The sequence below is a fragment of the Cellulomonas sp. genome, from assembly GCF_017744555.1.
Classification (GTDB): domain Bacteria; phylum Actinomycetota; class Actinomycetes; order Actinomycetales; family Cellulomonadaceae; genus Cellulomonas.
The window spans coordinates 32548-44424 of the sequence record NZ_JAGIBD010000028.1; the positions used below are offsets into that span (position 1 = coordinate 32548).

An 11877-nucleotide genomic window follows, 5' to 3' on the forward strand; every position below is an offset into this window, starting at 1 on the left:
GGAAGGACCCCTCATGAGCACCCGCCCGACCCTCGTCTTCGTCCACGGCGCCTTCGCGGACTCCAGCGGCTGGTCCAGCACCCTCGCCGACCTCGACGGCCGCGGCCACCGCGTCCTCGCGGTCCCCAACCAGCTGCGCGGCCTGGCCGCCGACGCCGACCAGGTCCGGTCGGTGCTCGCGACGATCGACGGTCCCGTCGTGCTCGTCGGGCACTCGTACGGCGGTGCCGTGATCGGCGAGGCGGCGCGCGGCGCCGCCAACGTCCGGGCGCTCGTCTTCGTCGCGGCGTACGTGCTCGACGAGGGCGAGTCGATCGCCACCGTCCTCGACCCGGTCCGCTTCCCGGGCGGTCTGCTCGGCCCGGAGACGACCGTCGCCCGCCCGTTCGCGAACCCCGCCGCGCCCGACGGCCACGACGCCGACCTGTTCATCACGGAGGCCGACTTCGCGAAGGTGTTCGCCGCCGACGTCGGGGCCGCGCGCGCCCGGCTCATGTTCCTCGAGCAGCGACCGCTCTCGCTCAGCGCCTTCACGGGGACCGCGGCCGCGGAGCCCGCGTGGAAGACCCTCCCGTCGTGGGCCCTCGTCGCCGAGGAGGACAACGCGATCCCGCCGGCCGGTCAGCGCTGGATGGCGGAGCGGGCGGGCGCGACCGTCAGCTCGACGACGTCGTCGCACGCCGTGATGGTGTCCCGACCCGAGGCGGTCACCGCGACGGTGCTGGCGGCGGCAGAGTCCGTGGCGTGACGCCGAGCGCACCGGCGAGCTGGCTGCGGCTCGTGATGCCCAGCTTGGGGAACACCCGGTAGAGGTGCGAGCCGACGGTCCGGTGCGACAGGAACAGGCGCTGGCCGATCTCCCGGTTGGACAGCCCCTGGGCGGCGAGCTGCGCGATGCGCGACTCCTGCGCCGAGAGCTCCTCGCCCGAGGACGACGCCGGTCGCGTGCCCTGCTCGCCGGTGGCTCGCAGCTCCTGGTCGGCCCGGTCGGCCCACGACCCGGCCCCCAGCGCTGCGAACGCGTCCCGGGCGGAGCGCAGGGGGTCGCGCGACTCGACGGCGCGACGCTGCCGGCGCAGCCACTCCCCCTGCGCGAGGTGCAGGCGCGCCCGGTGCCACGGATAGGCGTGCGCGGCACCCGCGAGCGCGGCCGCGAACCGGTCGTCGGCGGTGTCGTCGTCCGCGAGCACGGCTCCGGCGTACTCGAGCGCGATCTGCGAGCCGAGCGCGGGGGTCGGTCCGGCGAGCTCCGCGCAGACGTCGAGCAGGTGTCGCGCGGGCTCGCGGCGTCCGGCGCGCACCGCCGCGTCCGCGAGGTAGCCGACGGCCCACAGCTGCTGCACGCGCTGGTAGGCCGGGTCGGCCTCCTCGAACGCACGGTGCAGCTCGTCGTACGCCTGGCCGGGACGGTCCGAGCCGAGCTCGCCGAGCCCCCGGACCAGCTGGACGGCCGAGAGCAGCGACGAGCTCGCGTTCGGCGTGCGGACCGCCGTCTGCTCCGCCTCCCCCAGCAGCACGTGCCGCGCGTCCCACCGACCGGCGACCGCATCGCCGAACGCGACGGCGATCCGGGCGCTCGCGGCCCACACGGCCTGGCCGGTCTCGTCCGCGAGCCGGACGGCCTCCTCGCCCGAGCGCGCCGGGTCGAAGACCCCCAGGTTGAGCTCGGCCCACGAGCGGATGGCCAGCGCCTCGGCCAGCAGGCTGAGCCGGGCCTGTGCGCGCAGCTCCTGGACCGCGGCCGTCAGGAACGTGTCCGCCCGGTCGAACTGCCCGACGCAGAACGCCGCGATGCCGAGCAGCCCGGCCAGGTCGGGACGCCCGTCGGCGTCCGCGGGCCAGCGCCCGAGGTCCGCGACGATCGTGGCGCTCAGCTCGAAGGGCTCGGCGAGCGCGAACGTGGCGAGCATCCGCGGGTCATGCGGCGGCAGCGGCACCTGGCGCGCGGACCGCACGATCTCCCACCGGATCTCCGGTCCGGGGTCGCGCCACCACACCCGCCGGGCGGCCCCGAACAGCAGCTGCACGGCGAGGTCGGCGTCCGAGTCGCGGGTGGCGTCCTGCGCGAGGCCGACGATGCGGCGGATCTCCGACGGCTCGCTCGACGCCCCGTCGTGGAACGCGCCGTCGAGCAGGGTCAGCCGGGACCGGTCGCGCGCCCGCAGTGCCGTCCCCGCGACGCGCTGCTTGAGCTCCTCGACCTTGCCGAACCGGCCGAGCTCGTAGGCCAGCTCGGCCGCGCTGAGGAGCCGGGAGGCACGCGCCCCAGGATCGGGACTGAGGGCGGCGGCGCGCTCGAGCCACGCCACCGCGGTCGTCACCGCGCCGCGTCGTCGTGCGTCCGCGGCCGCCCGCTCCAGGTCCGCGGCCACCTGCTCGTCCCGGCCGGGCGCGGCGGCGGCCCGGTGCCAGGTCGCCCGGTCCCGGTCGGACGCGTGGACCTGCGCGAGCGCGGCGTGCGCGCTGTGCCGCCGGTCGGCCGGCATCGCCCGACGCAGCGCCGGCCCGATGAGCGGGCTCGCGACCCGATAGCGGTCGCCGACGACGGCCACCAGGCCCAGCCGGTGGGCGTCGTCGATCCGGACGGGCGAGCCGTGCAGGATCTGGGCCGCGGCGAGCAGGTCGGCCACGCTGTCGCCGTCGTCCACCGCAGCGACGTCGACGAGCGCACGTCCCGCGGCGTCGAGGTCAGCGGCACGCGCCGCGAACGCGCGCTCGAGGCGCGTCGTCATCGGCAGGTCCTCGTCGAGCTCCGTCCACGACTGCCGGCCGTCCTGCAGCGCCGCCGCGAACTCGACGAGCGCGAGCGGATTCCCACCCGCCTGCCGCACGACGCGCTCCTCGAGCGCGGGTGCGAGCAGGGGCGCCCGCGAGCGCAGCAGGGTCGTCGACGACGGCTCGTCCAGCCCGTCCAGCACGAGGGGCGCCGGGTCACCCAGCACCACCGCGGGCGAGCCCGCCGTGCAGACGACGGCGACGCGCTCGCCGGCGAGGCGGCGGACCACGAACGCCAGGACGTCGACCGAGGGCTGGTCCATCCGGTCGACGTCGTCGAGCGACAACAGGACCGGTGTCTCGACCGAGCGCTCCACGACGAGCTCGAGCGTGGCCAGCGACGTGAAGAACGGGTTGACCGCCACCGCGTCGCCTTGTCCGAAGCACGCGAGGAGCGCCTCGCGCTGCTGCAGGGGCAGCTGGTCGACGTCGCCGAGCCGCGCCCGCAGCAGCTGGTGCAGCGCGGCGAACGGCAGGTGCGCCTCCGAGTCCACGCCGCGCGCGGCCAGCACCGTGAAGCCGCGGTCGCGTGCGTCCTGCTCGACGCGGACCAGGAGCGCCGTCCTGCCCGTGCCGGGTGCGCCGACGATCCCCGTCACGGCGGGCCCGGTGCCGACGCCGTCGAGGCGCGACCGAAGGGCGGCCAGCTCCTCGTCACGCCCGATGAGCTGCGGCTCGCTCGTGGTGGTCACACGGTGAGCATCCAGTTCAGAGCGGTGATCCGTCCATGGGCAGCCCGGAACTGGGTGCCGTCCTCCGGTGCGGATACAGTCCGCTGTAGCCAGCCTGACCCAGGAGGAACCACGTGCCGTCCGTCGTCCTCGTCCGGCACGGCCGCAGCACCGCGAACGTCGCGGGCATCCTCACCGGGCGTGCCCCCGGGGTTCGCCTCGACGAGGTCGGTCGCAGCCAGGCGGCCGGGGTCGCGGAGCGGCTCGCCGGGGTACCTCTGGTCGCCGTCGTCTCGAGCCCGCTCGAGCGCTGCCGCGAGACGGCGACGATCATCGCCGAGGGCCGGGGCCACGAGGTCCGGCTGGAGGACGGCCTCACCGAGTGCGACTACGGGCAGTGGCAGGGCCGGCCGCTGAGCGAGCTCGCCCAGGAGCCGCTGTGGTCGGTCGTGCAGGACGAGCCCTCGGCCGCGGTGTTCCCGGGCGGCGAGTCGCTGACAGCGATGCAGGCGCGCGCGGTCGAGGCGGTCCGGCGGCACGACGCCGCGGTGCAGTCCGAGCACGGCGCCGGTGCGGTGTGGGTCGCGGTCACGCACGGCGACGTCATCAAGTCGCTCCTCGCGGACGCGCTCGGCCTGGGGCTCGACCTGTTCCAGCGGATCGTCGTCAACCCCGGGTCCGTCTCGGTGGTGCGGTACGGGACCACCCGCCCCGCCGTCGTGGCCACGAACACCGACGCGGGCGACCTGTCGTGGCTGCGCAGCCTCGGTCCGGCCGACGACGCGCCCGTCGGGGGCGGCGCCGGCCCGGACGACGCCGCCGCCGACTCGTAAGGTGGGTGACATGCCCACCCGTGTCCACCAGTACGACTGGCCCGACCGCGTCGTCGTCGGCACCGTCGGCGCCCCCGGGTCGCGCGCCTTCTACCTGCAGGTCCGCGACGGCGCCCGGCGCACGAGCGTCCTGCTGGAGAAGGAGCAGTCCGCGATGCTCGCCGAGAAGATCGACGAGATCCTCGACGCGCTCATGGCCGACGACGGCAACCGGTACAGCGTCCCCGCCGGCACCGCCGCGGAGCTCGTCGACGACGAGCCGCTGGACCAGCCCGTCGAGGAGGAGTTCCGCGCGGGCCTGGTGCGCCTGGGCTGGGACCCCGCCACCGCGCAGGTCGTCGTGGAGGCGTTCCCGTTCGTCGAGGACGACGACGAGGCATCGGACGGGACCGAGGTCGAGCCCGACGAGATGCTCCTGGTGCGGATGCCGGTCGGCACCGCGCGCGCGTTCGTCGAGCGGACCCGGCAGGTCGTCGCGTCGGGCCGTCCGCTGTGCCCGCTGTGCGGTCGGCCGGTCGACGCCGACGGCCACGTCTGCGGGGTGCTCGACCAGGCGTGACGGCCGCCGACGTCGACCTCGTCGCCGGTGAGCTCGAGCTCGTCGGCCGCGTCACGACCGCCTCGAACGCGACGTTCCTCGCGCGGGTCGGAGGCGTCGACGTCGTCTACAAGCCCGTCGCCGGCGAGCGGCCGCTGTGGGACTTCCCCGACGGGACGCTCGCACACCGCGAGGTGGCCGCCTACCTGGTCTCGGAGGCGTTCGGGTGGGACGTCGTGCCGCTCACGTTCCTGCGCGACGGGCCGCTCGGCCCCGGCATGGTGCAGCGCTGGCAGGAGCCGGACGCGTCGCAGGACCCCGTGGACGTCGTGCCGGCGCGAGCCGTGCCGTCCGACGGGTGGCGCACCGTGTTCCACGGCAGCGACGAGCGTGACCGGCCCGTCGTGCTGGTCCACGAGGACTCCTCCGCGCTGCGCCGGATGGCCGTGCTCGACGTCGTCGTGAACAACGCCGACCGCAAGGGCGGCCACATCCTGCCGACGGCCGCCGGTCACCGTTTCGGGGTCGACCACGGCGTCACGTTCCACGTCGAGCACAAGCTGCGGACCGTCCTGTGGGGATGGCGGGGCGACGAGCTCGACGCCGACGAGCTCGCGGGCGTGGAGCGCGTGCGGGGCGCCGTCGACGGCGACCTCGGTCGGGCGCTGGCCGAGCTGCTCACCGACGCCGAGGTGGAGGCACTGGCGGCGCGCTGCGACCGTCTGCTCCGCCGGGGGACGTTCCCCGGACCGTCAGGCGACATGCCGGCGTTCCCGTGGCCGTTCTTCTGACGGGACCCGTCACCACTCCTCGTCGCGACCCCACCCACCGAACGCGCTGCGGCGCGCGCTCAGGTACGAGTCGATGACCGCCGCGCCGAGGTCGTCCGTCTCCGGCGTGACGACCGTGCCCCCGGCCCGGCGCGCCAAGCCGTCGACGAACCGCGCGAGGCCCGGGTCGTCGCCCAGCCGGAAGACCGTGGTGCGGGCGCCCAGCCGCGTCGAGGCGTCGAGCTCACGCACCGCGAGCGCGACGGTCCGCGGATGCGGCGGGTAGTCGAAGAAGACCTCCCCGTCGGGCTCCAGGTGGGACGTCGGCTCGCCGTCGGTGACGATGAGCAGCACGGGCTGCGCCCTCGGGTGCTTGCGGAAGTGTCGGTTGGCGAGCAGGAGCGCGTGGTGCAGGTTGGTGCCCTTCTCCCACAGCGCGTCGAGCCCGACGAGCTCGTCGACCTGCATGACGGACGCACGGCGCCCGAACGCGATCAGCTGCAGCTCGTCACCGCGGAACCGGCTCGTCACCAGCGTGTGCAGGGCGAGCGCGGTGCGCTTCATCGGCACCCACCGGCCCTCCATCGCCATCGAGAACGACGTGTCGACGAGCAGCGCGACGCACGCCTGCGTGCGGGCCTCGGTCTCCTGGATCTCGACGTCGTCGACGAGGATCCGCACGGCGCCGTCGGTCCGGCCCTCCGCGGCGCGCCGTGTGAGCGCGTTGCTGATCGTCCGGGTGACGTCCCACGGCTCGGTGTCCCCGTACTGCCACGCACGTGTGGACCCCGAGGGCTCCCCCGCGGCGCCCGAGCGGCGGACGTCGTGGCCGCCCGGTCGGTCGGACATGGTGTCGGCGACGGCGCGGAGCACGGCCTTGCCGAGCTGTCGCATGGCCTTCGGGGTCAGCGCCAGACGACCGTCCGAGCCCCGTCGCAGCGTGCCGGAGTCGCGCAGCGCCTTCTCGAGCCGCTGCAGCGTGCGGGCGTCGACGGCCGCCTCCTTGCCGAGCTGGCGTGCGAGCTTGTCGAGGTCGAGGTCGTCGAGCTGCGAGCCCTCGTACGACTGCGCGAGCTGCTCCGCGAGCGCGTCGAGGTCGGCGAGGTCCTGGAACACCCCGGTGCCGTCGCCGAGCCCGAGCCCGTTCTCCCCCTGCATGCGCTCCGCGCCGCCCCAGTCCTCGCCGGGTCGCAGGGAACGCAGGGAGTCGTCGAGCCGGCCGAGCTGGTCCGCGAGCGCCGACGAGCCGAACGCCTGCTGCATGAGCGCAGCGAGCTCGTCGCGCTGCTCGCGGCTCATCGAGTTGAGCATCCGCTGCGCGGCGGCGGCCCGGTCGGCGAGGGTGTCGAGCAGCTCGTCGAGCGTGCCGGGCTGCTCGGGGAACCAGTCGCCGTGCTTCGCCATGAAGTCGTCGAACTGCTCCTGCGTGTCCTCGCCGCGCCGACGGGCGTCGAGCAGGTCGTTGAGGTCGCCCAGCATCTGGTTGAGGGCCGCGCGGTCCTCGTCGCTCGCGTTCTCGAGCGCCTGCTTGAGCCCGGCGAAGCGCTGGTCGAGGACCTCACGGCCCAGCAGGTCCTTGATCTTCTCGAACTCCTGCCGGGCCTCGGTGCTGCGCCAGTCGTAGCCGCTGAGCTCGGTGACGGCCGCCGCCGGCGACGAGGGGAGGTTGTCGAGCTGCATCTGCCGGAGCGCCCGGTCGCCGTCGTCCATGTCGACGTCCCGCGCGAGCTGCTTGCGTTCGGCCAGCACAGCGCGGTCGAGCAGCTCCTTGATCTCCTGCAGGGTGCCGTCGAGGCGGTGCGTGCGGGTCAGCTCGCGGCGCCGTTCGGCGACCCGGCGCGCGAGCTCGTCGAGCCCGGTCCGGTCGCGGCCCCCGCGCCGCAGGAACTCGCGCATCGCACGCTCGGGCGACGAGCCCGCCATGACGTCCTCGCCGATCGCGTCGAGCGCCTCCGCCAGGTCGACCGGCGGCGCGAGCGGGTCGGGCCCGTCGACGTACGGCGTGTATCGGGACCGCCGGGTCAGGCGACGGTTGCGCCTAGCCATAGATCGTCTCGCCGCCCCCCGACTCCTTGCTGATCCGGCGCGCGAGGTACAGCCCCTCCAGTGCGAGCTCGATCGCGGCGGCCCGCTCGCCGTCGTTGGTCGCGCCGAGCCGCGCGCAGATCTCGTCGTACAGCTCCGACTCGCCGAGCGCCGGGAGGCCGGTCAGCACGTCGCGCGCCGTGACCTGCTCCCCGGTCGACACGACCGCACCGTTGCCGATGGCGTCCACCAGGATCCCGAAGTCGATCCCGCGCAGGTGGGCGCGGACCGTCTCGGCCGTCGCCGTGCGGAGCAGGTGGTCGAGGATCTCGTCCTCGCGCCCTTCCTCGGCCGACTCGAACTCGATCTTCCCCGCGAGCACGTCGACCGCCGTCTCGAGGTCGACGGGCCTGGCGACCGCGTGCTCCTCGCCCTGCCGCGCCGCCCGGTGCAGCGCCGACGCCGCGACCGTCTCCGCCCCCGCGATCGCGAACCGCGCGCTCACGCCGCTGCGCTGGTCGACGGCACCCGATTCCCGCAGCGCCCGCGTGAACCGCGCCAGCACCTCGACGACATGGTCCGGCACCTCCGCGACGAGCGCGGCCTCCTGTCGGACGACCGCGATCTCGTCGGCCAGCTCCGTCGGATAGTGCGTGCGGATCTCGGCCCCGAAGCGGTCCTTGAGCGGCGTGATGATCCGACCGCGGTTCGTGTAGTCCTCCGGGTTCGCCGTCGCCACCACCAGCACGTCGAGCGGCAGCCGCAGCACGTAGCCGCGGATCTGGATGTCGCGCTCCTCCATCACGTTGAGCATCGCGACCTGGATCCGCTCGGCCAGGTCGGGCAGCTCGTTGATCGCGACGATGCCCCGGTGCCCGCGCGGGACCAGTCCGAAGTGGATCGTCTCCGGGTCGCCGAGCGCCCGCCCTTCGGCGACCTTCATCGGGTCGACGTCGCCGATGAGGTCCGCGACGCTCGTGTCCGGGGTCGCGAGCTTCTCGACGTACCGCTCGTCGCGGTGCCGCCACTCGACGGGGAGGCCGTCGTGCAGTTCGGCGGCCCTGCGCCTGCTGACCACCGTGATCGGCGCGAACGGGTGCTCCCCGATCTCCGACCCCGCGATCACCGGCGACCACTCGTCGAGCAGGCCGACCAGGGTCCGCAGCAGGCGCGTCTTGCCCTGCCCTCGCTCCCCGAGCAGCACGACGTCGTGCCCGGCGATCAGCGCACGCTCGAGCTGCGGGACGACCGTGTCGTCGAACCCGTGGATGCCCGGCCAGGGGTCTCGCCCTGCTCTCAGGGACGCGAGGAGGTTGGCGCGGATCTCCTCGTGCACGGACCGGAGCACGTGGCCCGACTCGCGCAGCTCGCCGACAGTTCTCGCCGTGGGACGCATCACCCGGTCGAGCGTAAGCCTGGCCGGGCCGATGCGCTGCGGCAGCCTCGCGGAGCCCCCCGGAGAACGACGAGGCCCGCCCCGCAGCAGCGGGACGGGCCTCGTCGTCGACGTGGAGGTGGCGGGAATCGAACCCGCGTCCGATGACGTGGAACCAGGGATTCTCCGGGTGCAGTCCGTGATGGATTTTCTCGGCCCCCACCACTCCCACGGACGAGAAGGTGGACAGGCCCAGTCAGCTAGAAGTCCCGATAACCCCACTGACGAGGATTACCAGCAGTGGCTCTCTAGATGACGCCGGGAACTAAGTCGAGAGCGTACTTAGGCCGACGGACTTCGAGGCTCGCTCAGGCGGCGAGGGCGAAGTCGGTGCGCGTGTTATCGGCACCTATGATTTGCACGGAGCGTTGACGAGATAACCGTGCGTCCTCGACCCGCTTCTCCTGGCTCGACGATCACCGTCGAAACCGATCACCCCCATGTTCAGTTTTCAAGCCGCTGCCGTGCGCGCTTTCGCCCGCGGACAGCCTCGGCAGCATACCTCCCAACGAGCAGCCGGTCGCGATGATTCCCCCGGCTCGTGGGCGCGGGCGACCGCCGGCCGACGCAGGGGTCGACCGGCGGCCGCAGAGGGGGTCGGACCCACCCAGGGGGTGAGGCGGGTCAGCCGACCGGTCCCTCGATGAGCGTCACCGTGGCCTGCTGGCTGGAGCCGGTCTGCGCATCGGTCCAGGTCAGCGTCACGGAGTCGCCCGGCTGGTGCGAGCTCAGAGCCTTCTGCAGGTCGTCACCCGACGTGATCGCGGTGCCGTCGACGGCGGTGATGACGTCGCCCGCGCCGATCCCGGCGGTCGCGGCCGGGGTGCCGTCGAGCGCGCCCTGCACGACGGCGCCGGAGCCGTTGTCCTGCGCGAGACCGACGCCGAGGAACGCCGGGAGACCGATCTGCACGGTGCCGGTCTCGGTGCCTGACTCGATCTGGTGGACGACGGCCATCGCGTCGACGATGTCGATCGCGTAGCCGACGGTCGTCGTGCCACCGACCGACGCGGCCGTCGTGATGCCGACGACCTCGCCCTCGTCGTCCACCAGCGGCCCGCCGGAGTCACCGGAGACGACCGCCGCCGAGAACTCGATGAGCCCGCTCAGGGTCTCCCCCGAGCTCGACGACGTCCGCGCCGTCATCGTCTGGTCGGTGCCCGTGACGTCGCCCGAGGCGGCGACGAGATCGCCACCGCCCTCGGCGTTGCCGACGGCTGTCACGGTGTCGCCCGTGGACACGCCGCCGTCGTCGTCGAGCGTGACCGTCTTGAGGCCCGACGCGTCCTTGAGCTGCAGCAGCGCGACGTCGTGCGTCGCGTCGTAGCCGACCACGCTCGCCTCGTACGTCTTGCCCGTGGACTCAACCGTGACCTCGATCGCCGTCGCGCCCTCGACCACGTGGTTGTTCGTCAGCACCAGGCCGCCCGACGTCAGCACCATGCCCGTGCCCGCCGACTCGCCCCCCTGGTACCCGAGCGTGCTTGCGATCGTCACGACACCCACCTGCTGGGCGTCGGTCGCCGGGCTCGTCGTCTGGCTGCTCGTCGTGCCCGGGCCGTTCTGCCCGTCTGACCCGTCCGAGCCGTTCCCGCGCTGCGGGCCCTGACCCGGGTTCGGCAGCTCGCCGTTCGGCCCCTGCCACGTCTGGCCGTCGGGCCAGTCGGCGTCCTGGACCCCGGAGCGGTCGTTCGACGCGTCGTGCAGGGACGCGATGCCCCACGCCGCGCCGCCACCGACCAGGAGGCCGAGCGCGAGCGCGCCCGAGAGGGCACCCGCCGCCGCGCCACGCTTGACGCGAAGCGGGGGCTTGGGGGCCTTCGGGGCGTGTGCGGTCGCCGCCGGGCCGTACGGGCCGAAGCTCGCGCCGGGCGGGTAGTGGCCCTGCGGTGCGCCGGCCGGGTGTCCCTGCGGGCCGGCCTGGTGGGGCGCGTGGCCCTGCGGGGTGGACGCGACCGGGTACGGGCCGTAGTGCTGCGGCCCGTGGCTCGGTGCCGGGTACGGGGCGTGCGGCGCGCCCAGCGGGTACGGCGCGCCGGGCATCGGGGCCGACGGGTACACGGCCGACGGGGCGGGTGCCTGCGGGTGGGGCGCGGCCGGCGGCGTGGCGGGCTGATGCGGGGCGGCCGCCGGTGACACGCCCGCAGCGGGGAGCGGCTGGGTGGATGCCGGGGTCTGAGCCTGGCTCTGGACCGTCTGCGCGGCGGGGTGCTGCGGCAGCGCGGCGGTCGGCGCGTCGGTCGTCGGCGGGAGCGGCTGGGTCGCAGCCACATCTGCCTGCTCGGCGGGCTGCTGCTGTGGCGCGACGGGGGTCGGGGTCGTCGCGTCGGCCGACTCGCCCGCGGGCCTCGTGGGCTCGGGCGCTGCGCTCGGCGTCGTCTGGTCGTCCATCTCTGTCGCCTCCTCCAGGCGCCTGGTTGGCGCCCCTGCACCTAGGCAACGCCCCGAACCCGGACGCACCCCGGACGCAGACAGAGAGCCCGCTGTGAATGTGCGCTCGGCCAGCTTGTCCACAGGCGGTGAGATTCGCCAGCGCCGCCGTGTCCGGTTTCGATAGGTTCCCCGCCATGCGGATTCGCCAGGGGGCATCGGGAGTGATGGCGCTGGCCGTGATCGGGCTGGCGGCCGCGGGCTGCACAGGGCCGGGAACGAGCACGGCCTCACCGTCGGCAACCGGGTCGACGACCGTTGGCGCGTCGGCGTCGCCGACGATCAGTCCAAGCCCCACCACGCCGGGAGTGGTCGAGCCGACCCCGACCCCGGAGATGGCGCAACCGAGTGCCGACGGGGCAGCGGCGACTGCGCGCTACTTCATCGAGCTGTACATGTA

At 74.2% G+C, this 11877-nt stretch carries 8 protein-coding genes, 1 other RNA gene and 1 pseudogene; 5 read left to right on the plus strand and 5 right to left on the minus strand.

Translation table 11 applies throughout. From position 1 onward, the window contains the following. Positions 1 to 13 precede the first annotated feature (13 nt). Positions 14 to 748 carry an alpha/beta hydrolase gene (locus J7523_RS15895; RefSeq protein WP_291888722.1) on the plus strand — a complete coding sequence of 245 codons (735 nt, stop codon included), beginning with the start codon at positions 14 to 16 and terminating at the stop codon, positions 746 to 748. On the opposite strand, the gene J7523_RS15900 is transcribed toward J7523_RS15895, so the two are convergent. Further along, positions 708 to 3467, minus strand: coding sequence for a LuxR family transcriptional regulator (locus J7523_RS15900; protein WP_291888724.1), 2760 nt, complete (start codon positions 3465 to 3467; stop codon positions 708 to 710). The two genes, J7523_RS15895 and J7523_RS15900, sit on opposite strands and share 41 nt — an antisense overlap. A 113-nt stretch (positions 3468 to 3580) precedes the next feature. Between J7523_RS15900 and J7523_RS15905 the strand changes: the two genes are divergently transcribed. Genes J7523_RS15905 through J7523_RS15915 form a run of 3 tightly spaced genes read left to right on the plus strand, consistent with a single transcriptional unit; the run spans position 3581 to position 5608 of the window. Further along, entirely contained in the window at positions 3581 to 4279 is a 699-nt protein-coding gene (locus tag J7523_RS15905; RefSeq protein WP_291888726.1) for an MSMEG_4193 family putative phosphomutase, read from the plus strand. A gap of 10 nt (positions 4280 to 4289) precedes the next feature. Beyond that, positions 4290 to 4838, plus strand: coding sequence for a DUF3090 domain-containing protein (locus tag J7523_RS15910; protein WP_291888729.1), 549 nt, complete (start codon positions 4290 to 4292; stop codon positions 4836 to 4838). Beyond that, the gene (locus J7523_RS15915) at positions 4835 to 5608 is read left to right on the plus strand and encodes an SCO1664 family protein (protein ID WP_291888731.1); all 774 of its coding nucleotides are present in this window, start codon (positions 4835 to 4837) and stop codon (positions 5606 to 5608) included. The genes J7523_RS15910 and J7523_RS15915 overlap by 4 nt, the downstream gene beginning before the upstream one ends. Positions 5609 to 5617: 9 nt before the next feature. On the opposite strand, the gene J7523_RS15920 is transcribed toward J7523_RS15915, so the two are convergent. The 4 genes from J7523_RS15920 to J7523_RS15935 form a co-directional block, all read right to left on the minus strand. After that, on the minus strand, positions 5618 to 7633 hold the full coding sequence (locus J7523_RS15920) for a VWA domain-containing protein (RefSeq protein ID WP_291888734.1): 2016 nt from the start codon (positions 7631 to 7633) through the stop codon (positions 5618 to 5620). Next, positions 7626 to 9008: an ATP-binding protein gene (locus tag J7523_RS15925; protein ID WP_291888739.1), complete on the minus strand. Its 1383-nt coding sequence runs from the start codon at positions 9006 to 9008 to the stop codon at positions 7626 to 7628. Before J7523_RS15925 ends, J7523_RS15920 begins: the two co-directional genes overlap by 8 nt. Before the next feature lie 110 nt (positions 9009 to 9118). Next, positions 9119 to 9487, minus strand: a transfer-messenger RNA (tmRNA) gene (gene ssrA / locus J7523_RS15930). A 184-nt stretch (positions 9488 to 9671) separates the two neighbouring features. Next, positions 9672 to 11438 (minus strand): trypsin-like peptidase domain-containing protein, encoded by a 1767-nt coding sequence (locus J7523_RS15935; protein ID WP_291888737.1) that lies wholly within the window; start codon positions 11436 to 11438, stop codon positions 9672 to 9674. 176 nt (positions 11439 to 11614) lie between these two features. Here J7523_RS15935 and J7523_RS15940 point away from each other — a divergent pair. After that, positions 11615 to 11877: pseudogene (locus tag J7523_RS15940) on the plus strand (hypothetical protein); the annotation flags it as partial.

Coding starts and splice junctions, on each gene's coding strand:
- J7523_RS15920 (WP_291888734.1), bottom strand. CDS start 7,633: ATGGCTAGGCGCAACCGTCGCCTGACCCGGCGGTCCCGATACACGCCG.
- J7523_RS15925 (WP_291888739.1), bottom strand. CDS start 9,008: ATGCGTCCCACGGCGAGAACTGTCGGCGAGCTGCGCGAGTCGGGCCAC.
- J7523_RS15935 (WP_291888737.1), bottom strand. CDS start 11,438: ATGGACGACCAGACGACGCCGAGCGCAGCGCCCGAGCCCACGAGGCCC.
- J7523_RS15895 (WP_291888722.1), top strand. CDS start 14: ATGAGCACCCGCCCGACCCTCGTCTTCGTCCACGGCGCCTTCGCGGAC.
- J7523_RS15910 (WP_291888729.1), top strand. CDS start 4,290: ATGCCCACCCGTGTCCACCAGTACGACTGGCCCGACCGCGTCGTCGTC.